The sequence below is a fragment of the Burkholderia sp. BCC0044 genome (genome assembly GCF_902832955.1).
Taxonomy (GTDB): Bacteria; Pseudomonadota; Gammaproteobacteria; order Burkholderiales; family Burkholderiaceae; genus Burkholderia.
This window is the reverse complement of the sequence record NZ_CADFDO010000003.1, coordinates 487,663-508,988: the sequence shown is the minus strand read 5'-3', so window position 1 is coordinate 508,988 and position 21,326 is coordinate 487,663. Positions and strand designations below refer to the sequence as shown.

At 67.7% G+C, this 21,326-nt stretch carries 22 protein-coding genes and 1 riboswitch; of the genes, 13 read left to right on the top strand and 9 right to left on the bottom strand.

The window, feature by feature from the left end:
• The first annotated feature begins 23 nt into the window (after positions 1–23).
• Both HWX14_RS19325 and HWX14_RS19320 read left to right on the top strand, forming a co-directional pair.
• Positions 24–227, top strand: a complete 204-nt coding sequence (locus HWX14_RS19325) for a hypothetical protein (protein ID WP_175884023.1) — start codon at positions 24–26, stop codon at positions 225–227.
• A gap of 196 nt (positions 228–423) precedes the next feature.
• Positions 424–858: a GNAT family N-acetyltransferase gene (locus tag HWX14_RS19320; RefSeq protein WP_175884022.1), complete on the top strand. Its 435-nt coding sequence runs from the start codon at positions 424–426 to the stop codon at positions 856–858.
• A gap of 71 nt (positions 859–929) precedes the next feature.
• Here the strand turns inward: HWX14_RS19320 and HWX14_RS19315 are convergent, their stop codons facing one another.
• Complete coding sequence (locus HWX14_RS19315; RefSeq protein ID WP_175884021.1) at positions 930–1,826, bottom strand: LysR family transcriptional regulator; 897 nt, start codon at positions 1,824–1,826, stop codon at positions 930–932.
• A gap of 136 nt (positions 1,827–1,962) precedes the next feature.
• On the opposite strand from HWX14_RS19315, the gene tam reads away from it, so the two are divergent.
• The gene (gene tam, locus HWX14_RS19310; protein WP_175884020.1) at positions 1,963–2,748 is read left to right on the top strand and encodes a trans-aconitate 2-methyltransferase; all 786 of its coding nucleotides are present in this window, start codon (positions 1,963–1,965) and stop codon (positions 2,746–2,748) included.
• Positions 2,749–2,789: 41 nt separating this feature from the next.
• Here tam and HWX14_RS19305 read toward each other — a convergent pair whose 3' ends face one another.
• The 5 genes from HWX14_RS19305 to HWX14_RS19285 all read right to left on the bottom strand — a co-directional run bounded on the left by HWX14_RS19305 (position 2,790) and on the right by HWX14_RS19285 (position 7,178).
• Entirely contained in the window at positions 2,790–3,380 is a 591-nt protein-coding gene (locus HWX14_RS19305) for a GNAT family N-acetyltransferase (RefSeq protein WP_175884019.1), read from the bottom strand.
• Positions 3,381–3,514: 134 nt separating this feature from the next.
• The gene (locus tag HWX14_RS19300; protein WP_175884018.1) at positions 3,515–4,399 is read right to left on the bottom strand and encodes a helix-turn-helix transcriptional regulator; all 885 of its coding nucleotides are present in this window, start codon (positions 4,397–4,399) and stop codon (positions 3,515–3,517) included.
• Between the two features lie 404 nt (positions 4,400–4,803).
• On the bottom strand, positions 4,804–6,195 hold the full coding sequence (locus HWX14_RS19295; protein ID WP_175884017.1) for an MFS transporter: 1,392 nt from the start codon (positions 6,193–6,195) through the stop codon (positions 4,804–4,806).
• A 211-nt stretch (positions 6,196–6,406) separates the two neighbouring features.
• Positions 6,407–6,775 carry a hypothetical protein gene (locus HWX14_RS19290; protein ID WP_175884016.1) on the bottom strand — a complete coding sequence of 123 codons (369 nt, stop codon included), beginning with the start codon at positions 6,773–6,775 and terminating at the stop codon, positions 6,407–6,409.
• A 22-nt stretch (positions 6,776–6,797) separates the two neighbouring features.
• Positions 6,798–7,178: a helix-turn-helix domain-containing protein gene (locus HWX14_RS19285; protein ID WP_175884015.1), complete on the bottom strand. Its 381-nt coding sequence runs from the start codon at positions 7,176–7,178 to the stop codon at positions 6,798–6,800.
• 136 nt (positions 7,179–7,314) lie between these two features.
• Between HWX14_RS19285 and gstA the strand changes: the two genes are divergently transcribed.
• From gstA to HWX14_RS19255, 6 genes are all read left to right on the top strand, one after another.
• Positions 7,315–7,947, top strand: coding sequence for a glutathione transferase GstA (gene gstA / locus HWX14_RS19280; RefSeq protein ID WP_175884014.1), 633 nt, complete (start codon positions 7,315–7,317; stop codon positions 7,945–7,947).
• 87 nt (positions 7,948–8,034) lie between these two features.
• On the top strand, positions 8,035–8,421 hold the full coding sequence (locus tag HWX14_RS19275; RefSeq protein WP_175884013.1) for a hypothetical protein: 387 nt from the start codon (positions 8,035–8,037) through the stop codon (positions 8,419–8,421).
• Positions 8,422–8,512: 91 nt separating this feature from the next.
• Positions 8,513–9,805, top strand: coding sequence for a TolC family protein (locus HWX14_RS19270; protein ID WP_175884012.1), 1,293 nt, complete (start codon positions 8,513–8,515; stop codon positions 9,803–9,805).
• A gap of 11 nt (positions 9,806–9,816) precedes the next feature.
• Complete coding sequence (locus HWX14_RS19265) at positions 9,817–11,358, top strand: efflux RND transporter periplasmic adaptor subunit (RefSeq protein ID WP_175884011.1); 1,542 nt, start codon at positions 9,817–9,819, stop codon at positions 11,356–11,358.
• Positions 11,355–14,561: an efflux RND transporter permease subunit gene (locus HWX14_RS19260; RefSeq protein ID WP_175884010.1), complete on the top strand. Its 3,207-nt coding sequence runs from the start codon at positions 11,355–11,357 to the stop codon at positions 14,559–14,561. The genes HWX14_RS19265 and HWX14_RS19260 overlap by 4 nt, the downstream gene beginning before the upstream one ends.
• Positions 14,558–14,932 (top strand): copper-binding protein, encoded by a 375-nt coding sequence (locus tag HWX14_RS19255; RefSeq protein WP_175884009.1) that lies wholly within the window; start codon positions 14,558–14,560, stop codon positions 14,930–14,932. The genes HWX14_RS19260 and HWX14_RS19255 overlap by 4 nt, the downstream gene beginning before the upstream one ends.
• Before the next feature lie 100 nt (positions 14,933–15,032).
• Here the strand turns inward: HWX14_RS19255 and HWX14_RS19250 are convergent, their stop codons facing one another.
• On the bottom strand, positions 15,033–16,043 hold the full coding sequence (locus HWX14_RS19250) for a sodium:calcium antiporter (protein WP_175884008.1): 1,011 nt from the start codon (positions 16,041–16,043) through the stop codon (positions 15,033–15,035).
• Positions 16,044–16,106: 63 nt separating this feature from the next.
• A riboswitch (yybP-ykoY riboswitch) is annotated at positions 16,107–16,280 on the bottom strand.
• A 116-nt stretch (positions 16,281–16,396) separates the two neighbouring features.
• Between HWX14_RS19250 and HWX14_RS19245 the strand changes: the two genes are divergently transcribed.
• The 4 genes from HWX14_RS19245 to HWX14_RS19230 all read left to right on the top strand — a co-directional run bounded on the left by HWX14_RS19245 (position 16,397) and on the right by HWX14_RS19230 (position 19,187).
• Positions 16,397–16,672: a metal/formaldehyde-sensitive transcriptional repressor gene (locus HWX14_RS19245; protein WP_011548394.1), complete on the top strand. Its 276-nt coding sequence runs from the start codon at positions 16,397–16,399 to the stop codon at positions 16,670–16,672.
• 11 nt (positions 16,673–16,683) lie between these two features.
• Entirely contained in the window at positions 16,684–17,691 is a 1,008-nt protein-coding gene (dmeF, locus tag HWX14_RS19240) for a CDF family Co(II)/Ni(II) efflux transporter DmeF (RefSeq protein ID WP_175884007.1), read from the top strand.
• A gap of 2 nt (positions 17,692–17,693) precedes the next feature.
• Entirely contained in the window at positions 17,694–17,879 is a 186-nt protein-coding gene (locus HWX14_RS19235; RefSeq protein WP_006479855.1) for a DUF1289 domain-containing protein, read from the top strand.
• Positions 17,880–17,978: 99 nt separating this feature from the next.
• A complete protein-coding gene (locus tag HWX14_RS19230; RefSeq protein ID WP_175884006.1) occupies positions 17,979–19,187 on the top strand; it encodes an MFS transporter in 1,209 nt (402 codons plus the stop codon).
• A 23-nt stretch (positions 19,188–19,210) separates the two neighbouring features.
• Here the strand turns inward: HWX14_RS19230 and HWX14_RS19225 are convergent, their stop codons facing one another.
• Both HWX14_RS19225 and HWX14_RS19220 read right to left on the bottom strand, forming a co-directional pair.
• Complete coding sequence (locus tag HWX14_RS19225) at positions 19,211–20,620, bottom strand: heavy metal sensor histidine kinase (protein WP_175884005.1); 1,410 nt, start codon at positions 20,618–20,620, stop codon at positions 19,211–19,213.
• Positions 20,617–21,288 carry a heavy metal response regulator transcription factor gene (locus HWX14_RS19220; protein ID WP_175884004.1) on the bottom strand — a complete coding sequence of 224 codons (672 nt, stop codon included), beginning with the start codon at positions 21,286–21,288 and terminating at the stop codon, positions 20,617–20,619. Before HWX14_RS19220 ends, HWX14_RS19225 begins: the two co-directional genes overlap by 4 nt.
• Positions 21,289–21,326: the final 38 nt, after the last annotated feature.

Sequence of the window (21,326 nt, the reverse complement as noted above, 5' to 3'; positions counted from 1 at the left end):
CATAATCAAGGAAAGGAGTGGAGATGACTTTTTCGCAGAATCAAGCGAGTTTTTACAGCGGTTTCGATGCCGCGTTCGACGAGCCGGCACAGGACGATGCCGGTGCGCCTGAAGCGGCGCGCGTGACGTCGTATCAGGCCGTGCTGCAGGAACCGATGACGTCGCTCGTCGGGAATACGCTCGATCGGCCGGAGGTCGCGGCGGTGGCGATTCTCGGGTACAACTGACGCGCGTTCCGTTCGAGTGAAACGCCGGATGTCCGCGCGGGACGCGGGATCGACGTGTACCGGCGCGGGAAGGAACTGAACGCGAGGTGGCGCGATCAGTTCGCTGTGATCGTTGTGGCCTGACGCGCTATAGTCGTGCGACGCCCGCCGCGGGCGCCGCACGCCCGGCGGCCTATCCACGTACGCGTTCGCCTCGATGACAGCCCATCCCGACGTCACCCTTCAACTGACCGACACCGAGCAGCCGGCCGCCCGCGACTTCATCAGCCGCAAGCTCGGCGAATTCAACCACGCGATGACGGGGCGCGCCGATACGGCCGCGCTCGACGTCTACGTGACCGATCCCGCGACCGGCGAGGTATTGGGTGGCCTCACCGGCCGCACGTCGCTCGGCCTGTTCTTTATCGACCTGTTCTATTTGCCCGAATCGCTGCGCGGCGGCGGCTTCGGCAGCCGGCTGCTGCGCGAGGCCGAAGCGGAAGCGAAGCGGCGCGGTTGCGCGCGTGCGGTGCTGTACACGATCTCGTTCCAGGCGCCCGACTTCTACCGGAAGCACGGTTACGAGACGTTCGGTGAAGTGCCGTGCGAGCCGGAAGGCGCGGCGCGCGTGTTCTTGGTCAAGGTGCTCTGAGCGGGAAGGCGCGGCAACGGGCCGCTTCCTGTCATCTCATGACGCCCCGTTAGCCCCGCATCGCTCACCGATCACCGCCCAGGCGCGGCCCGCTCGACGATCATGTCGTACAGTGCCCGCGCGGCGGGCGACAGTTGCGCGTTCCGCCGCATGACAAGCACGAGCGTGCGCGACACCGACGGCTCGACGAGCTCGATCGTGCGGATCATCGGATACGCGTTCTTCTGGATTGCGAGCTTCGGCACGACGGCCGCGCCGAGCCCTTCCGCGACGAGCCCGAGCGCCGTTGAACTGCGCTGCACCTCGTAGAACGAATGCAGCGACACGCCGCTCGTTTTCAGCGCGCCATCGAGCAGCCCGCGATTGCCGCTCACTTCGCCGGCGAAGATCAGCGGATGCGGCTGCAGCGCCGCCCAGCGGATGCGCCGCCGCTTCGCGAGCGGATGATCGTCGCGGCACACAAGTACGTAAGGATCGTGCGTGAGCGGCACGCTGACGAGTTCCGGGTGCTGGTCGCCGGCGATGCTGATGCCGAATTCCGCTTCGCGCCGCAGCACGGCCTGCAGCACCGACGCCGACGCGTGATCGAGAATCTTCACGCGATCGTGCGGCCGGCGCCCGGAGAACGCGCGCAGGATACGCGGCAGGTACTGCACGCCGACCGTCGGCACGCACGCGATCGTGACGTCGCCGCGCTGGCTCAGGCCCGTCTCGCGGATTTCGGTCAGCGCGTCGGACAGTTCGTTCAGCAGCCGACGCGCCTGCGGCAGGAAACGCCGGCCGATCTCGGTCAGCGTGGTGCGGCGCGTCGTGCGCTCGACCAGCGCGACGCCGAGATACGCTTCGAGCTTGCGCAGCCGCTGCGTGATCGCCGTTTGCGTGACGTGCAGCGTATCGGCTGCCTGCCGGAAGCTGCCGCCGTCGGCGATCGCGACGAAAGCCTGGACACCGAGCGTATCGATCTTCATTAGAATTTTGAATCAATCACGATATTAAATTCATTTTACTGAGGTTTGGCGCAGTCGCAGAATGCGCTGCATCGACGGCCCGTTGCATCCCGTGCGCGGATGCGCCGCCGCTACCCTGCCGACAAGGAGACCCATCGTGACGACCCCGCTCGATCAATACGCGACCCAGTACGTGCAGTTCGAGGACGAACGCACGCGCCCGGTGCGCGACCTGCTGGCCGCCGTGCCGAACACGCCGATCCACACCGCGATCGATATCGGTTGCGGGCCGGGCAATTCGACGGAAGCGTTGATCGCACGCGCACCGGACGCGACGATCCACGGGATCGACGCGTCGGCGGACATGATCGCGGCCGCACGCAAGCGCCTGCCGGCGCTGCGTTTCGACCTTGCCGATGTCACCACTTGGGACGATCCGGGCGGCTACGACCTGATCCTGTCGAACGCGGTGCTGCAATGGGTGCCCGCGCACGACACGCTGTTCCCGATGCTCGTCGGCCGCCTCGCACGAGGGGGCCATCTCGCGGTGCAGATGCCCGACAATCTCGACGAACCGGCGCACCGGCTGATGCGCGAAGTCGCCGCGGCCGGGCCGTGGGCCGACAAGCTGAAAGGCGCGGCGCGCACCGAGCGGTTCGATGCGCGCTATTACCATGCGCTACTCGCGCCGCTGTGTTCGCGCGTGGACGTGTGGCGCACGACCTATTACCACCCGCTGCGCGGCGGCGCGGATGCGGTCGTCGAATGGTTCAAGGGCAGCGCGTTGCGGCCATTTCTCGCGGCGCTCGACGACACCGAACAGCGCGCGTTCCTCGCGCGCTATCGCGACGCGCTGGCCGGGCCGAACGGTTATCCGGAGCAGGACGACGGCACGGTGTTGCTGCCGTTTCCGCGCCTGTTCATCGTGGCGACGCGCAAGTAACGCGGCAACGACGCGGCATGGATCGGACCGATGGCCGTGCGTCAGCGCACCGGCTGCACCGATGCCGGGTCGACCGTGCGGCTTCGCGCGGTCTGCCCGTCGCGCAGGTCCTTGTACCAGAACAGTGCGACTTCCCCGGCATGCTCGCCACCGGCGTACAGGAAGCGGTCGTGGCCGCCGAGCGCGAAGCCCGCGCGCGCATACGTCGAGCAGGCCGCGACGTTGTTCGCCTGCGTTTCGAGCCGCATGAAGCCGAACCCGTAGCTGCGCGCCCACGCTTCCGCGGCCGCGAGCAGGAGCTGCCCGATACCCTGGCGCCGGCAGTGGCGGTCGACGGCCAGTTCCGCGATCTCGGCCATGCCGTTCCAGCTTTCCTCGATCGCGACGAATCCGGCGAGCCGTTCGCCGGCCGTCGCGCGAAAGAGCGCCGTTCGGCCCGACGCTTCGCTCGCCCAGCCGGCCGGATCGAAGCCGTAGTCCTTGCGCCGCGGCGGCAGCGCGCGAAGATCGAGCAAGTCCTGATACGGCGCATTCAATTCCCACGCGATGTCGAACGAGAAATCGCATTCGTCCAGTTCGTCGGTGGCAAGCGCGATCGCCGGTTCGATGCTGACGTGTTCGGCTTGATCCATGGGTCGGTGTCCTGTGTTCGGCGGGAAGGCGTGATGGTATCCGTGATGCGATCGTTGGCGCGATGATGCGCGCCGAATCGCGTCCTTGTCCTTGCTTCGTTCATTGGACCGGGACGCCGACGCAGCGGCTCCGGTCAGCGCGGAATGGCCGGCGGTGCGCCGCCGTCGGGCGATCCGGCGGCGGGGAGTGCGGCGGTGGCCGAACCCCACGCGGCGAGTTCGCGCTTCGTGCGCACGCCGAGCTTCGCGAATGCGCGCTTCACGTACGACTCGGCCGACGCGACGCGCACGCCGAGAATCCCGGCGGTTTCCGGCACGGTCTTGCCGGAGAGCAGATGCTTGCAGGTTTCGTATTCGCGCTTCGACAGCTTCACGCCGTCGGCCGCGAGACGCGCATCGAATTGTGCAAGCGGATGGACGTCGGGCGTCGCGTGCGCGATGCGCCGCGCGGCGGTGGTCGACGCATGCAGTTCGAGCAGCGGAAACAGCATGTCGCTGATGCTGCGGAAGCGGTTCATCTCGGCGAGCGTGAACGGCGGTCGGTCGCGGCCGCGCTCCAGCGCGATCGAATGCTGCGAATAGCGGGTGCCGCGTGCGAGCACGCATTCATGCCCGATATGCACGTCGTCGAACAGCCGCTGGCGGAATTCGCCGGGCGGGATCGCCGCGATGTCGCGCACGACGAGCATCGTGCCCGTCTTGCCGCGCAGCCCCGCGAACAGCGGGTCGCTGTCGAGAAAGCGCTCGTAGTAGAGCGTCATCACGTCGGAGATTTCGGTAGACGCGGCGCCGATGCCGCTGCTGCCGATCCATTCGCAACGATAGCCTGTGGGCATCGTGCCATCGACGCGCGAGCGTTCGACGTGCGCGACGTCGAGCGGCACGATGTCGTTCAGCAGTTGCGTGAGGCGCGGCACGAAGTGCGGCGTGCCGACCGTTTCGATCAGCTCGCCCAATGCCTTGAACGACACGTTGAAGCGATCGTCGTCGCGGTGGAAGGAGTTCACGTTGAGCAGCATGCGGTTCCGAAGGGCCTGTTCCGCCCGTGACGCGCGTTCCGTTGATGCGAAAAAAGCATGTGTTGGGTGGCCATCGAAAGGCCCATCCGTTCGCTCCGTAGAACGTCGCGTGTCACCCCGAAGAGGGCATACCGGGGAAGTGTAAACGAGTCACTGCGCCTGCGCCTTTTTCAATCGAGCAACAAGCGATTCCGATGACCAGCCGGATCAGGGACATCCTGGCGCCGGGCGCACGCATGGGCGCGCCGACCTGCGCACCGTCGGCATCGATACCGATACAGGTGCGCCCGACTACGCAGCCGGCCATCCTCACGGCCTCGCATGTGACGGGTTTCGGCGGTTGTGACGACGCCGCGCGGGGCAGCGGTCAAGCAGGGCGGCGCCAGTGTGCCGCCCTGGTGCGTCTACGCGTCGAGGCGCTCGACCTTGCCGACGAGTAGCCCATACGACAGGCTGCCGGCGAGCGCCATCGCGGCGATGTAGGTGATCGCGCGCGAGAAGTCCGCGCCGTCGACCAGCAGCCCGATCACGATCGGCGTCGCGATCGCGGACAGGTTGCCGATCAGGTTGAACACGCCGCCCGTGAGGCCGAGCAGCCGCGCGGGCGCGAGCCCCGACACGAGCGACCACGTGATCGACGCGAAGCCGTTGCCGAAGAACGCGATCGTCATGAACGCGATCACCCAGCCGGTGGAGCTCACGTAGTTCGCGCCGATGATGCAGGTCGAGATCAGCAGCCCCGAGATGATCGGCAGCTTGCGCGCGAATCCTTGCGATGCGCCGCGCCGCATCAACCAGTCCGACAGCACGCCCGAGCACAGCACGCCGACGAACGCGGCGAGGAACGGCAGCGACGCGAGGAAGCCCGACTTGATGAAGTCCATCCCGCGATACTTGACGAGGTAGGTCGGGAACCACGTGAGGAAGAACCACAGCGTCGAATTCAGCGCGAACTGGCCGAGGTAGATTCCCCATAGCTTGCGCCGGCCGAGCACGACGCCGAGGTCGCGCCACGTCGACGGTGCGCGTTCGCTGCGCGCCGCGACGCGGTCCTCGAGATCGACGAGCCCGCCGCCGTCGCGGATCAGCGCGATTTCGGCCGCATTGACGCCGCGCAACGCGCGCGGCTCGCGATACACCGCATACCAGATTGCGGCCCATGCGATGCCGGCGAGGCCGGTCGCGACGAACACCATGTGCCAGCCGAGATGCACCTGCAGCCACGCGAGCACCGGCGTGAGGAACGCGAGGCCGACGAACTGGCCCGACGTGTAGCCGCCGATCGCGCTTGCGCGTTCGCGGGTCGGGAACCACGTCGTCACCACGCGGTTGTTGATCGGATAGGCCGGCGCTTCCAGTGCGCCGACCGCGAGGCGCAGCACGATCAGCCCGACGAACGAGCCGGCGAAACCGAGCAGCAGCGTCGCGGCCGACCACAGCGCGAGCGCGCCCGCATACAGCACGCGCGGCGACACCTTGTCGACGAGCCAGCCGCCCGGAATCTGCATCAGCGCATAGGTCCAGCCGAACGCGGAGAACACGAGGCCCGCGCGAACCGGATCGATGTGCAGTTCCTTGAACAGCTCGGGCGCCGCGATCGACAGGTTGCTGCGGTCGAGATAGTTGATCACGACCGTGACGAACAGCAGCGCGAGGATGAGCAGCCGCTTGCGGCTCGGCGGCGCGGCTGGGGCCGCGGCTGCGGTCGCGCGGGTGGCGGATTCGGATGAGGTACCCGTATGCGCGAAGGGCCGCTCCGGTGGGTTGGCATGGGTGCGTGACGCGGATTGGGCCACGGTCGTCTCCTGTGTTCTATGCGCCGGCCGGCGCTCGCGAACGAGGCGGCCGAATCGAATGGCATTGGAGCGAACGTTAGAGCCGTGGCGCGGCGTGCGTCAACATTTGGGCAGGCATCCCTATTAATGGGACGTCCGGCATTCAATATGTGGGAATGAGCGCCGACCGGCGCGGGTCGGCGTCGTCGCGAGGGAGCGCGAGGAGGACCGGTCAGCCGTGCGCGCTGTCGTCGCGATAGCCGTTCTTGCCGACGAAGATTTCCTTCAACGCGGCGCGCAGCGTGACCGGATCGTACTGACCGGGCGCGAGATGGATCACGTAACGCGTCTGGCCGTCGAGACGCGCGGCGATGCCCGGTTCGATCTCGACGTCGATCGTATCGTCAGTCAGCCGCACCGACAGATCCTTGACGCGTACGTTGAGCAGGTCGCGCACCATCACTTCGATCAGCGTGTCGTCCGGAAAGCGCGACAGCGCGAAGCAATAGTCCTGCTCCGTATCGTGACAGTAGATGTTGGCGAAGCTTTCGTCGTCGTCGAGGTCGGACGTGGCCGCGCCGACGGTAGCGTGAAGTTCCATAAACGTGGTTCCTGCTGAAGGGTTATTTGTGAGCGTGCATCGTCGTTTCGGTCGCAGCCGCGGCGTCGGACATCGCGTCGGCCTGCGCATCGCGCGCCTTCAGCCACAGCCCGAATTCGCGCATCACGTCGACCACCGGGCGCAGCCGGTCGCCGTCCGCGGTGAGATCGTACTCGACACGCATCGGCACTTCCGGATAGACGGTGCGCCGCACGAGCCCCGCGTCTTCCAGCGCGCGCAGGTCGAGCGTCAGCATGCGCTGCGAGATGCCCGGCATGTCGCGCCGCAGGTCGCTGAAGCGGCGTGGCCCGTCGAGCAGATACGACACCAGCAGCAGCCGCCAGCGGCCGCCGAGCAGGCGCATCGCTTCTTCAACGGAACATCCTGTCGCACTCGTTTTCATCGCGCCGAATCCTGGTCGGTAAATTTTTTGTGACTACGGCACAAACGACTGCCGTCTTCTCAGCACCGCGCCGATGCGAGATATTAGCGCCCGCGTCGCGGCGAATCGATACATGGACAACCCACGAAGGAAAAGCATGAAGCTCTATCACGCTCCCGGCAGCTGTTCGCAGGCGATCCGCATCGTGCTGCGCGAAGGCGGGTTCGACGCCGAGATCGTCAAGGTCGATGCGCGCAAGCATGTCGTCGACGGCGGCCGCGATTACTACGACGTGAACGAACTCGGCTACGTGCCGCTGCTCGAACTCGACGACGGCACGATGCTGCGCGAAGGGCCGGTGATCGCGCAGTATCTCGCGGATCAGCGCCCCGAGGCCGCGCTTGCGCCTGCTTACGGCACGCTCGCGCGCTACCGGCTGATGGAATGGCTGAACTTTCTCGGCACCGAGATCCACAAGGGCTTCATCCCGCTGCTGTATGCGGTGCAGGCGGGGAAGTACGTCGAGCCCGTGCGGCAGAAGCTCGACGGCCGCTTCGCGTGGATCGACCGTCAGCTCGACGGCAACACTTTCCTGACGGGCGACACGTTCACGGTCGCGGATGCGTACCTGTTCGCGCTGACCGGCTGGGGCAAGGCCGACTGGATGCGCTCGGTGTACAACGCGGATATCGACCTGAGCCGGCATGCGCATCTGCGCGCGTGGTACGAGCGGGTGCGCGAGCGGCCGGCCGTGCAGGCCGTGCTGGCGGCGGACAACCTGCTGCGATGACGCGCGGCGGCCGCGGCGGCGAGGGCGCATCATTTCGCCTTGGCGACGCAGCGCCATGCCGCAACGGGCCGCGCTATAATCGCCGCCATGAAACTGCTTCGGACCTTCATCCTGCTGCTGCTGTGCGCGGTGCTGCCCATCACTGGGCTGGCAGCCAGCGGCCTGACCGGTGAATGTCCGATGCAGCACGGGATGTCGATGGAGGCGGACACGGGCATGAACATGGCCATGTCCGCCGACATGAGCAACTGCGATTCGATGCAGCCGTCATCCGCCGATCACGCGAAGGCCAAAGCCAAGGGCATGGCCTGCAAGGTGACGGCCCAATGCCAGTTCGGCAGTCTCTACCACCCGGCCAGCCGCGTCGACGTCAGCCGTCCCGCTGCATTCGCCAGCACGATCGTCTTCCACTACACGCAGTCCGTCCCGGCTCGCGACCCGAACGGGTTGTGGCGCCCGCCACGCATCAGCTGATCCCGATTTGACCGGTTCGCCGCGCACGCGGTGAGGTTCGTCCTGCACGCAGGACGTGGAATCCCTTTGGGTTCCGATTTGGGGTTACACCATGTCATTCGCTTTCCGCACGCTGCGCATGCCGCGTGCATGTCGGCGCACGCCCGTACCGTGGGCCGCGCTGCTGGTGGCGGGCGCCGTTCACGCGCAGCAGTCGCCGCTGACGCTGGACGCCGCGCTGCAGTCCGCCACCGATCGTTCCGCGTCGATGCAGGCCGCGCAGGCTTCCGTGCTCGCGCGTTCCGAAGCGGCCGTCAAGGCCGGCCAGTTGCCGGACCCGATGCTCAAGGCCGGCATCGACAACCTGCCGGTCAACGGCGGGCAGCGCTTCACCGTTGGCCAGGACTTCATGACGATGCGCCGCATCGGCATCGAGCAGGAATGGGTGTCCGGCGACAAGCGGCGGCTGCGTACCGCGCTGGCCGACGAGCAGGTCGGCCGCGAGCGCGCCGGCTATCTCGTGCAACTGGCGGCCGTGCGCCGGCAGACCGCGACGGCGTGGCTCGATGCCGTCTATGCGAAGCAGGCGCTCGCGCTTCAACAGGCGCTGCTTGGTCACATGAACCATGAACTCGACGCGACGCAGGCGTCGTATCGCGGCGCGAAGGCGAGCGCGGCCGACGTCGTGCAGGCCCGCGCGATGCTTGCGCAGACGCAGGACCAGGTGCTCAAGGCGCAGCAGGCGTATCGCACCGCGCTCATCGCGCTGGGCCGCTGGACGGCGGCGCCCGTGACGGACGTGACGGGTACGCCGCCCGCACCCGAATCCTTCGTATCGTCGTTGCCGCCGGACGAGCTGCGCCTGTCGCAGCCGGCGCTCGTCGCCGCCGCGGACGATATCGCGGTGGCCGAAGCCGACGCCGCGGTCGCGAACAGCGAGCGCAGCCCCAACTGGACGTGGGAAATCGCGTACCAGCAGCGCGGCGGCGCGTATTCGAACATGGTGTCGGTCGGCGTCTCGATTCCGCTGCCGCTCAATCGCAAGAATCGCCAGAACCGCGACGTCGCCGAGAAAGCCGCGCTCGCGACGAAGGCGCGCCTGATGTACGAGGACACGCTGCGGCAGGTACAGGCCGACATCCGCACGCAATCCGACACGCTGGCGAGCGGCCGCGAACGTATCGCGAACCTGGGCGCCGCGCTGTTGCCGGCCGCCGGGCAGCGCGTACAGCTCGCGACGGCCGCGTACCGGGCCGGCACCGGGTCGCTCGCCGACACGTTCGCCGCGCGGCGTGCGCAACTCGAAGCGCAGTTGCAGGTGCTCGATCTCAGGCGCGAAGTCTCGCAGACCTGGGCGCAGCTCGAATATCAGGTCGTGCCGTCGGCGATGGCCGCCGCGCAGTGAAGGAGACGCTCATGACAAGGCAAACACTGATGCGTGCGGCGCTGATCGCGTCCGCCGGCGCGGCGCTCGTCGGCGCCGGCTATTTCGCGGGCGTCCGCCATGCGGCGGGTGGTGCGATGACGGCCGCCGTGCCCGTCGCTGCGCCGTCGGGCGTGCCGGCTCAGCAGGCCGCACGCAAGGTGCTGTACTGGCACGACCCGATGGTGCCGAACCAGCACTTCGACAAACCGGGCAAATCGCCGTTCATGGACATGCAGTTGCAGCCCGTCTATGCGGACGAAGGCGGTGCCGCCGCGGGCATCCGGATCGATCCGGGCCTGCAGCAGAACCTCGGCATCCGCTATGCGACCGTGCGCCGGCAGCAGACGGCGGCCGGCTTCGACGCGGTGGGCACCACGCAGTTCGACGAAGCGCGCGCGGAAGTCGTGCAGTCGCGCGTCACGGGCTACATCGATCGTCTGTATGCACGCGCGCCGATGCAGCGCATCGCGAAGGGCGCGCCGGTCGCATCGCTGTTCGTGCCCGACTGGCTCGCGCCGCAGGAGGAATATCTCGCGCTGAAGCGCGGCGGGATGGACGGCAGCCTGCTCGACGCGGCGCGCGCACGGATGCGCGCGCTGTCGATCCCGGACGGGATGATCGCGGCCCTCGATCGCACCGGCCGCGCGCAGACGCACGTCGTGCTGAGCGCGCCGGAGACGGGCGTCGTCAGCGAGCTGAACGTGCGCGACGGCGCGATGGTCGCGCCCGGGCAGACGCTCGCGAAGATCGCCGGGCTGTCGACGCTGTGGCTGATCGTCGAGGTGCCGGAAGCGCTCGCGTTGAACGTGCAGCCGGGGATGTCGGTCGACGCGACGTTCGCGGGCGATCCGGCCCGGCATTTCAGCGGACGCATCCGCGAAGTGCTGCCCGGCATCAGCACGGGCAGCCGAACGCTGCAGGCGCGCGTGGAGATCGACAACGCGTCGCTGAAGCTCACGCCCGGCATGCTGATGCGCGTACGGGTCGCCGCGAAGGACACGGTGTCGCGCCTGCTCGTGCCGTCCGAGGCCGTGATCGCGACCGGCCGGCGCACGATCGTCATCGCGAAGCACGGCGACGGCCGGCTCCAGCCGGTGGCGGTGACGGTCGGCAATGACGTCGGCGGCGACACGGAAGTGCTCGACGGGCTGAACGAAGGCGACACGGTCGTCGCGTCGGGGCAGTTCCTGATCGATTCGGAAGCCAGCCTGAAAAGCGTGCTGCCACGGCTCGAGCAGGCGGCAGGGGCAGGCTCGGCCGCATCGCCCGCATCGTCCGCATCGTCCGCGACGGCAACCGCGCCGCTCTACGAAACCACCGGCAAGGTCGAGAAAGTCACGGCCGACGACATCACGTTCTCGCACCAGCCGGTGCCGGCGCTCGGCTGGGGCGCGATGACGATGGCGTTCGGCAAGCCGTCGGCGCACGCGTTTCCGGACGTGAAGCCCGGGCAGACCGTGCGTTTCGCGTTCACGCAGACCGACGACGGCTACCGGCTGACGAAGGTCGAGCCGCAGGGAGGCCAGCGATGATCGCGCGCATCATTCACTGGTCCGTCCATCACCGGTTCCTGGTGCTGCTGGCCACCGTGCTGCTCGCGGCATGGGGCGTGCATTCGCTGCGACAGACGCCGCTCGACGCATTGCCCGACCTGTCGGACACGCAGGTGATCGTGAAGGCGTCGTATCCGGGCAAGGCGCCGCAGGTCGTCGAGGATCAGGTGACCTACCCGCTGACGACGACGCTGCTCGGCGTGCCCGGCGCGAAAACCGTGCGCGCGTACTCGTCGTTCGGCGACGCGTTCGTCTATGTGCTGTTCGGCGACCGCACCGATCCGTACTGGGCGCGCTCGCGCGTGCTCGAATACCTGAGCCAGGTGCAGAGCCGCCTGCCGGCGGGCGCGACCGTGTCGCTTGGGCCCGATGCGACCGGCGTCGGCTGGGTCTACGAGTACGCGCTCGTCGATCGCACCGGCCATCACGATCCCGGGCAACTGCGCGCGCTCAACGACTGGTTCCTGAAGTTCGAGCTGAAGGCCGTGCCGGACGTATCGGAAGTGGCGAGCATCGGCGGCATGGTGCGCCAGTACCAGGTCGTGCTCGATCCGGACAAGCTGCGCGCATACGGCATCACGCAGGCGGCGGTCGCGGAGGCGCTCGGCAAGGCCAACCAGGCATCCGGCGGCTCGGTCGTCGAGTTGGCCGAGTCGGAGTACATGGTGCGGTCGTCCGGCTACCTGCGCACGCTCGACGATTTCCGTCACGTCGTGCTGCGCACCGACGACACCGGCACGCCGGTCCTGCTCGGCGACGTCGCGCGCATCCAGGTCGGCCCGGCGATGCGGCGCGGCATCGCGGAACTGAACGGGCAGGGCGAGGTGACGGGCGGCGTCGTCGTGATGCGCTCGGGCAAGAACGCGCTGACGACGATCGACGCGGTGAAGGCGAAGCTCGCCGACCTCAAGCGTTCGCTGCCGGCCGGCGTCGAGATCGTCACGACCTACGATCGTTCGCAACTGATCGCGCGTGCGGTCGACAACCTGACGGACAAGCTGATCGAGGAATTCGTCATCGTCGGTGTCGTCTGCGCGGTGTTCCTGTTCCATCTGCGCAGCGCGCTGGTCGCGATCCTGTCGCTGCCGCTCGGCGTGCTGGCCGCGTTCATCGTGATGCGCTACCAGGGCGTGAACGCGAACCTGATGTCGCTCGGCGGGATCGCGATCGCGATCGGCGCGATGATCGACGCGGCTATCGTGATGATCGAGAACGCGCACAAGCATCTGGAAGCGTACGACCGCGCGCATCCCGGCGAGCCGATCACCGCCGCGCGCCGCTGGGAACTCGTCGCGGCGTCGGCGGCGGAGGTCGGCCCCGCGCTGTTCTTCTCGCTGCTGATCATCACGCTGTCGTTCGTTCCGGTGTTTTCGCTGGAAGGTCAGGAAGGCAAGCTGTTCGCGCCGCTGGCGTTCACGAAGACCTACACGATCGCCGCGGCCGCCGGGCTGTCGGTGACGCTGGTGCCGGTGCTGATGGGCTATCTGGTGCGCGGCCGCATTCCGCACGAGCACGCGAACCCGATCAACCGCGTGCTGATCCGCCTGTACCGGCCGCTGCTCGAAGCGACGCTGCGGCGCCCGTGGGCCGCGATCGGCGTCGCGGTCGTCGCGCTCGTGCTGACGGCCGTGCCGTTGTCGCGGCTCGGCGGCGAATTCATGCCGCCGCTCGACGAAGGCGATCTGCTCTACATGCCGACCGCGCTGCCTGGCATCTCGGCGGACAAGGCGAGCGAACTGCTGCAGCAGACCGACCGGCTGATCAAGACCGTGCCCGAGGTCGACACGGTGTTCGGCAAGTCGGGCCGCGCCGATACGGCGACCGACCCGGCGCCGCTCGAGATGTTCGAGACGACGATCCGCTTCAAGCCGCGCAGCGCGTGGCGGCCCGGCATGACGCCGGAGAAGCTCGTCGACGAACTCGACCGGACGGTGAAGGTGCCGGGGCTGTCGAACGTGTGGGTGCCGCCGATCCGCAACCGGCTCGACATGCTGTCCACCGGGATCAAGACGCCGGTCGGCGTGAAGATTTCCGGGCCGGACCTGGCGGGAATCGACGCGATCGCGACGCAGGTCGAGGCAGCCGTGAAGCGCGTGCCGGGCGTGACGTCCGCGCTCGCGGAGCGGCTGAACGGCGGCCGCTACATCGACGTCGACATCGACCGGCTCGCCGCCGCGCGTTACGGGCTGTCGGTGGCGGATATCCAGTCGGTCGTGTCGTCGGCGATCGGCGGCGAGGACGTCGGCGAAGTGATCGCGGGCCGCGAACGCTTTCCGATCAACATCCGCTATCCGCGCGAGATCCGCGATTCGCTCGAGAACCTGCGGCAACTGCCGATCGTCACCGCGCGCGGCGCGCAGATCCGCCTCGGCGACGTCGCGCGTGTCGCGATCGCCGACGGGCCGCCGATGATCCGCAGCGAGAACGCGCGGCTGTCCGGCTACCTGTACGTCGATCTCCGCGGCGCCGACCTGAGCACGGCCGTCCGTGCGATGCAGCAGGCCGTCGCGCGACAGGTTGCGTTGCCGCCCGGCTATTCGATCGCGTGGTCGGGGCAGTTCGAGTATCTCGAACGCGCGGCGGCGACGCTGCGCACCGTCGTGCCCGTCACGCTCGTCGTGATCTTCGTGCTGCTGTTCGTCACGTTCGATTCGGCGGCCGACGCGCTGCTGCTGATGTCGACGGTGCCGTTCGCGCTGGTCGGCGGATTCTGGCTCGTGTGGGCGCTCGGCCATGCGGTGTCCGTCGCGACGTCGGTCGGTTTCATCGCACTGGCCGGCGTGGCCGCCGAATTCGGCGTCGTGATGCTGCTGTACCTGAAGGGCGCGCTGCAGCGCCGGCTCGATGCCGGCGAACCGCTGACCGATGCGTTGCTGCTCGACGCGATTCGCGAAGGCGCGGTGCTGCGGGTGCGGCCGAAGGCGATGACGGTCGCCGTCGTGCTGGCCGGGCTCGTGCCGATCATGATCGGCCACGGCGCCGGTTCCGAAGTCATGCAGCGCATCGCCGCGCCGATGGTCGGCGGCATGGTCACGGCGCCGCTCTTGTCGATGTTCGTCATTCCCGCCGCGTGGCTTCTGCTTCAGCGCCGTCGTGCGCGAAGCGCGGGCCGCACGCGGCATTCCGATGCAGTTCCTTCCGGCACGAACGTGCCATCCCTTCCCACCGGAGAATCACGATGAAGATGAATCAATTGATCGCCACTGCAACCGCAACCGCTGTCGTCGCGCTGAGTGCTTTCGCGGTACCGGCGTTTGCCGCCGGCGAGATGTCGGGCATGGACATGTCCGGCATGAAGATGTCGTCGGACGGCGCAGCGGAACCGAACGCCGCGCTGACCGACGCCGAAGTGAAGAAGGTCGATGCCGCGAGCGGCAAGATCACGCTGAAGCACGGCGCGCTGCAGAACGTCGGGATGCCGCCGATGACGATGGCGTTCAAGGCGAAGGATGCGGCGATGCTCGCGCAAGCGCATGCGGGCGACAAGGTCAAGGTGCGGATCGAGAAGGTCGACGGCACGTTGACGATCGTCAAACTCGTCAAGGGTTCCTGATCGTCGGGATGCGGGCGTTGCCGTCGCCCGCATCCGGCGCCATGCAAACGCGCCGTGCCGACGTGTTGGTCGGCCGGCGCGCCCGTCCGGCGCTCAGCGCTCAACGCGTCAGCGTCAGCGCCAGATACCCCGCATACCCCGCGCCGTTCGCGAGCAACGCCCAGATCGCGAGCCCGCGCGTGCGCGCATTGACGCGCAGCCACGCGGCGGCCGCAAGCGTGATGATCACGCCGGTCAGCACTTCGGGGCGCGGCTCCCACGGCGTCAGCATGATGCCGATCGCCGGCAGCAGCGTGCCCTGGAACACCATCGCGCCGGTGATGTTGCCGAACGCGAGCGTGTCCTTCTTGCGGCGGATCCACAGCACGCTGTTGACCTTCTCCGGCAGTTCCGTCGCGATCGGCACGATGATCAGCGACAGCAGCAGCGCCGACACGCCGAGCACGTGCGACACGCCTTCCACGCCGTGAATGAAGCCCTTCGCGCCGCCGACCAGCAGCGCGACGCCGATCAGCAGTTGCAGCACGATCGTCGCCAGGTTGGTCGGCAGGCCGATGCGCGACAGGAGCATCGCGTGCGGCGCCTCGGTGCCGTGCCCGGCATCGACGAGCCCGGTCGACGCGCGGAACGTCAGCACGACGTACATCACGTAGAGGCCGACCAGCATCGCGGCGAGCAGCGCGCGCACGGCCCAGTTGTGATGCGGGACGAACATCGCGACGGTCGCCAGCGAGAATGCGGCGAGGAAGGTATTCATGTCGCGCACGAAGCCCGTGCGTTCGGGCGCGATCGTGCCGCGCAGCCCGCGCGAGCGGATCACGGCGAGCGCCATCAGGAACGTGGTGAGCGTCGCGAGCATCAGCGGCGCGCCGAGAATCGCGCCGACGCCGATCTCCTCGTTGACGGCCTGACTCGACGTGCCGCCGGCCAGCGCGAGCAGCGGCACCATCGTTTCGGGCAGCGCGGTGCCGACGGCCGCGAACAGCGAGCCGGTCACGCCTTCGGAAATCTTCAGGCGTTCGCCGAGATGTTCGAGCGCATTGGTGAAGATTTCGGCCGCGACGAGGATGACGATCAGCATGAACGCCAGTTCGACGAACATGAAGGTCATGCGGCACCTCCGCGGGCAGCGGTGGCGTGGGAGCGATGAGCAGGAAGGAACATGGGGACTCCGTGATCGGACGCTGACGAACCATGACACATCCGCCGGCGTCCGACCAGGAACGACGCGATGTGCCGATGGTCTCGCCAAGCCGATCAGGCCGAACGCGCCACGGCCGCAGGCCGAGTGTGTTGACGCGTTCGCTTTCCGGGGACGGAAAGCAGGCTACTCCCCAAAGACGGAAAGCAGTCTAGCCGAGCGGTTTTCTTTCGACAAGCCTTCGTCTCGAAAAAATATACCCCTCCGCCCTATAGGGATAGCTGTCAGGAGATATACTCCCCTACCCTATACAGGAGCCATCGATGAGTCATACCGTTCGCGAAAAACAGAAGCTGCTGAATCGCGTGCGCCGCATCAAGGGACAGGTCGAAGCGATCGAGCGGGCGCTGGAAGACGAGCGCGGCTGCAACGACGTGCTGCAACTGATCACGAGCTGCCGCGGCGCGATGAACGGGCTGCTGGCCGTCGTGCTGGAAGACCACATCCGGTCGCATCTCGTCGATGCGGACACGCCCGACGCACACGAGGGCAGCGCGACCGAGCAGCTGATCGAGGTCGTCCACAGCTATTTCAAGTAACCGGATCGAACATGAACGAATTCAAGAGCCCGACGACCGGCGGCGTGCACAGCCACGCGTTTCTGGGCGCCGCGCACGCGCGCAACGAGCGCAAGACGTGGATGGTCATCGGCCTGTGCACGGCGATGATGATCGCCGAGATCGTCGGCGGCACGCTGTTCGGCTCGCTCGCGCTGGTCGCCGACGGGCTGCACATGTCGACGCACGCGGGCGCGATGCTGATCGCCGCGCTGGCCTATACCTACGCGCGCCGGCACGCCGACGATCCGCGCTTCGTGTTCGGCACCGGCAAGTTCGGCGACCTGGCCGGCTTCACGAGCGCGATCGTGCTCGCGATGATTGCGTTGCTGATCGGCTATGAGGCGATCGTGCGCCTGCTGGCGCCGGTGCCGATTCACTTCGACGAAGCGATTCCGATCGCCGTGCTGGGGCTCGCGGTGAACCTCGCCAGCGTGTGGCTGCTGAGCGGCGATCACCATCATGGGCATGGTCATCATCACGCGCATGGGCACGACCACCACGATGACCATGACCACGATGACGCGCACCACGTGCATCATGCTCACGAGTCGCACTCGGCCGCGCATCGCGATCACAACATCCGGTCGGCCTACGTTCACGTGATCGCCGATGCGGCCGTGTCGGTGCTCGCGATCGTCGGGCTACTGCTTGCACGCGCGTTCGGCTGGGTCTGGATGGACCCGCTCGCGGGCATCGTCGGCGCGCTGGTGATCGCCAACTGGGCGTACGGGCTGATGCGCGACACGGGCGGGATCCTGCTCGACGTCAACGTCGATCGCAAGCTGACCGACAACGTGCGCCGCGCGATCGAGGCGCTCGGCGACAAGGTCAACGACCTCCATGTGTGGCGCGTGGGCCCCGGGCACATGAGCGCGATCGTGTCGGTCGAAGCGGGCGACGCCGCACGCGATGCGCGTTTCTACCATGCGCTGCTCGCGGGCTTCGACGGCGTGTCGCACGTGACGGTCGAAGTGATGCCCCCCGCGAAGGCGGCCTGATCGTGGCCGTGAAATCGCCGTGTATCGAGCTGTGCGCGTTCGATGGCCGCACCGGCTTTTGCGTCGGCTGCCTGCGCACCCGCGACGAGGCGCGCGACTGGAAGAAGCTGACCGACCATCGCCGGCACCAGATACTGAACGACCGTACGCGCCGGCAGGCGAAGCTTCGACGCGACGCGGCGGAATAGCAAGCGCGCACGCGTTCCCGCGGCGTGCGGTCAGGGTCACGGGCGTGCGGTAGCATCAGGGGCATTCAGCTTCAGGATTCCCGAACCGGGGAGCGACCCATGCAGACCGACTCATCGACCGGCATTCTTCGGCAGATTCCCCGCAGCGTGTGGGTGCTCGGCTGCGTCAGCCTGCTGATGGACGTGTCGTCCGAAATCATCCACAGCCTGTTGCCGATGTTCCTGATGGCGGGCCTTGGCGCGAGCGCGACGACGATCGGCCTGATCGAGGGGATCGCCGAGGCAACGTCGCCGGTCGTCAAGGTGTTCTCCGGCACGCTGAGCGACTACCTGCGCAATCGCAAATGGCTCGCGGTCGCCGGCTACGCGCTCGGCGCGCTCAGCAAGCCGCTGTTCGCGATTGCGCCGACGATCGGCGTCGTGGTGACCGCGCGGATCGTCGACCGCATCGGCAAGGGCATTCGCGGTGCGCCGCGCGATGCGCTCGTCGCCGACGTCACGCCCGTTCACCTGCGCGGCGCCGCGTACGGGTTGCGCCAGTCGCTCGACACGGTGGGCGCGTTCCTCGGGCCGCTGCTGGCCGTCGTCATCATGCTGGTGTGGCGCGACGATTTCCGCCTCGCGTTCTGGCTGGCCGTGATCCCCGGCGTGCTGGCCGTGGCGCTGCTCGCGTTCGGCATCGACGAACCGGCGCGTGCGCCGGGCGAGAAGCGCGTGAATCCGATCCGCCGCGCGGTCGTCGCGCAACTCGGCGCCCGCTACTGGTGGGTCGTCGCCGTCGGCGGCGTGTTCGCGCTGGCGCGTTTCAGCGAGGCGTTCCTGGTGCTTCGCGCGATGGGCAGCGGCGTGCCCGTCGCGCTCGTGCCGCTCGTGATGGTCGCGATGAACGTCGTGTATGCGTTGTCCGCTTACCCGTTCGGCAAGCTCGCCGATACGACGAGCCACACGAAACTGATGGTGATCGGGCTCGTGTTGCTGATCGCCGCCGATATCGTGCTGGCGCACGGCGCGCACTGGCCGACCGTGCTCGTCGGCGTCGCGCTGTGGGGGCTCCATATGGGGATGACGCAAGGGCTGCTCGCGACGATGGTCGCGCAGGCCGCGCCAGCCGAATTGAGAGGCACGGCGTTCGGCGTGTTCAACCTGATCAGCGGCATCGTCACGCTCGTATCGAGCGTCGTCGCGGGCGTGCTGTGGGATCGGGCGGGCGCCGCGGCCACGTTCTACGCGGGGGCCGTGTTCAGCGCGGCGACCATCGTGCTGCTCGTGTGCGTTCGTACGTCGTTCGGCGCGGTGCAGGATCGTTAGCGCCGAACGCGGCGGCACTTAGGCTAACTATCTGTGCCGCTCGGAAAGTACAGCGCGAACGTCGTGCGCCCGTCGCGGCTCGCGACTTCCACCTTGCCGCGATGCAACTCCATGATCGACTTCACGATCGCGAGCCCGAGCCCCGCGTTGCGCGCCGCGCCGTGCCTCGACGAATCGATCCGGTAGAAGCGCTCGAAGATCCGCTCGACCTGTTCGGGCGGAATCGCCGCGCCGCGATTCGTGACTTCGACGACCGCGTAGCCGCCTTGGGCCGACACGGCCAGCTCGATCGTCGACGCGGCTTCCGCATGTTCGAGCGCATTCGACGCGAGGTTGCTCACCGCGCGCCGGAACAGCGTCGCGTCCGCGACGACCGGCGCTTCGCCCTGCACGTCGATGCGCACGCCGGCTTCGTCGGCGAGCGCCTGGAAATACGACGCGAGCCGGCGCAATTCGCTGCCCGCATCGAGTCCGACGGTCTTCAGGTGCTGCCGCGCATTGTCGGTGCGCGCGAGAAACAGCATGTTCTCGATCATTCGCTGCAGCCGTTCGCATTCCTCGATGTTCGATTCGATCAGCGCTTCGTATTCGTCGGCCGTGCGTGCGCGCGACAGCGTGATCTGCGACGAGCTGATGACGTTCGCGAGCGGCGTGCGCATGTCGTGCGCGAGATCGGACGAGAACTGCGACAGCCGCACGAACGCGCGTTCGAGCCGGTCGAGCATCCGGTTCACCGACGTGGCGAGCTCGCGCAATTCGACCGGGCCGCCGCGCGCGTCGAGGCGTGCGTTCAGGTTGTGCGCCTCGATGCGCGACGTCTGCCGGCCGAGGCTTTCGACCGGGCGCAGGCCGCGCGACGCGACCGCGTAGCCGAGCGCGCCGACCAGCAGCGCGCCGACGGCCGCCGCGAGCCAGATGTCGACGCGATAGCTTTCTAGCAGCGATTGCCGATCGGTTGCCGTGCGGGCGAGCGCGACCTGGATCGCTTCGCCGGACGGCAGCGTTTCGCGCGCATACACGCAGCGCGACGTGCCGATGCCGGGCGGCGCGCACGTGAACGGGCCGTCGGCGCTGCCTGCCGGATGCGGTGCAGCGATCACCGATGCGAGCGTGTTGCCGGCTTCGTCGGAATGCTCGACGAGCGGGTGGTTTTGCGCATCGTAGATGCCGAGATAGACGCCCGGATGCGACAGCAGCACGTCATGGAACACGGCCGGATCGGCGCGCAGCGCGGCCGTCGACCCGCTGGCGCGCGCGAGTTGCAGGAACTGGTTGAGCTTGCCGGAGATCTCGATGTCGTCGCGCCGCGTCAGCTCGGCGGACAGCGAGCGGTACAGATACGCGCCGGTCAGCGCGAACACGAGCGCCGCGACGGCGGCGAATGCGAGCGTCAGGCGCCGCAGCAGCGAATACGAAGCAGGGCCCGCGGTCACGAACGATCCTCGAGTACGTAGCCCATGCCGCGGATCGTGTGGATCAGTTTCGTCTCGTACGCGTTGTCGATCTTCGCGCGCAGGCGCTTGATCGCCGCGTCGACGACGTTCGTGTCGCTGTCGAAATTCATGTCCCAGATCTGCGACGTGATGAAGGTGCGCGTCAGCACCTCGCCCTCGCGTTCCGCGAGCAACTGCAGCAGCGCGAATTCCTGCGCGGTCAGGTCGATGCGCGTGTCGGCGCGCCGCACGCGGCGCTTGAGCAGGTCGATTTCGAGATCGGCGACGTGCAGGATGTCGCGCACGTTGCGCGGCGCGCGCCGCAGCAGCGAGCGGATGCGCGCGAGGAATTCGGCATACGCGAACGGTTTGAGCAGGTAATCGTCGGCGCCGAGTTCGAGCCCGGCGACCTTGTCCTCGATCGCATCGCGCGCCGTGAGCAGCAGCACGGGTGTCTGCTTCTGCGCGCGCAGCCGCCGGAGCACCTCGAAGCCGTCGAGTTCCGGCAGCATCACGTCGAGCACGACGAGATCGAAATCCTCGTGCAGCGCGAGGAACAACCCGTCCTGGCCGTTTTCCGCGACGTCGACCGTGTAGCTCGCCTCCATCAACCCCTTCCGGAGGTAGGACGCCATCTTGGGTTCGTCTTCGACTATCAGTATCCGCATGGTGAGGCAGGCCGTCCGTGATTCCAGCCGGTCAGTGT

Excerpts from the sequence above, each read along its gene's own strand:
- HWX14_RS19260 (WP_175884010.1), top strand. The coding sequence starts at position 11,355 with ATGATCGCGCGCATCATTCACTGGTCCGTCCATCACCGGTTCCTGGTG.
- HWX14_RS19255 (WP_175884009.1), top strand. The coding sequence starts at position 14,558 with ATGAAGATGAATCAATTGATCGCCACTGCAACCGCAACCGCTGTCGTC.
- HWX14_RS19290 (WP_175884016.1), bottom strand. The coding sequence starts at position 6,775 with ATGGAACTTCACGCTACCGTCGGCGCGGCCACGTCCGACCTCGACGAC.
- HWX14_RS19245 (WP_011548394.1), top strand. The coding sequence starts at position 16,397 with ATGAGTCATACCGTTCGCGAAAAACAGAAGCTGCTGAATCGCGTGCGC.
- HWX14_RS19275 (WP_175884013.1), top strand. The coding sequence starts at position 8,035 with ATGAAACTGCTTCGGACCTTCATCCTGCTGCTGCTGTGCGCGGTGCTG.
- HWX14_RS19315 (WP_175884021.1), bottom strand. The coding sequence starts at position 1,826 with ATGAAGATCGATACGCTCGGTGTCCAGGCTTTCGTCGCGATCGCCGAC.
- HWX14_RS19220 (WP_175884004.1), bottom strand. The coding sequence starts at position 21,288 with ATGCGGATACTGATAGTCGAAGACGAACCCAAGATGGCGTCCTACCTC.
- HWX14_RS19250 (WP_175884008.1), bottom strand. The coding sequence starts at position 16,043 with ATGACCTTCATGTTCGTCGAACTGGCGTTCATGCTGATCGTCATCCTC.
- HWX14_RS19300 (WP_175884018.1), bottom strand. The coding sequence starts at position 4,399 with ATGCTGCTCAACGTGAACTCCTTCCACCGCGACGACGATCGCTTCAAC.
- HWX14_RS19265 (WP_175884011.1), top strand. The coding sequence starts at position 9,817 with ATGACAAGGCAAACACTGATGCGTGCGGCGCTGATCGCGTCCGCCGGC.
- HWX14_RS19320 (WP_175884022.1), top strand. The coding sequence starts at position 424 with ATGACAGCCCATCCCGACGTCACCCTTCAACTGACCGACACCGAGCAG.
- HWX14_RS19230 (WP_175884006.1), top strand. The coding sequence starts at position 17,979 with ATGCAGACCGACTCATCGACCGGCATTCTTCGGCAGATTCCCCGCAGC.
- HWX14_RS19270 (WP_175884012.1), top strand. The coding sequence starts at position 8,513 with ATGTCATTCGCTTTCCGCACGCTGCGCATGCCGCGTGCATGTCGGCGC.
- HWX14_RS19285 (WP_175884015.1), bottom strand. The coding sequence starts at position 7,178 with ATGAAAACGAGTGCGACAGGATGTTCCGTTGAAGAAGCGATGCGCCTG.
- HWX14_RS19305 (WP_175884019.1), bottom strand. The coding sequence starts at position 3,380 with ATGGATCAAGCCGAACACGTCAGCATCGAACCGGCGATCGCGCTTGCC.
- HWX14_RS19325 (WP_175884023.1), top strand. The coding sequence starts at position 24 with ATGACTTTTTCGCAGAATCAAGCGAGTTTTTACAGCGGTTTCGATGCC.
- dmeF (WP_175884007.1), top strand. The coding sequence starts at position 16,684 with ATGAACGAATTCAAGAGCCCGACGACCGGCGGCGTGCACAGCCACGCG.
- gstA (WP_175884014.1), top strand. The coding sequence starts at position 7,315 with ATGAAGCTCTATCACGCTCCCGGCAGCTGTTCGCAGGCGATCCGCATC.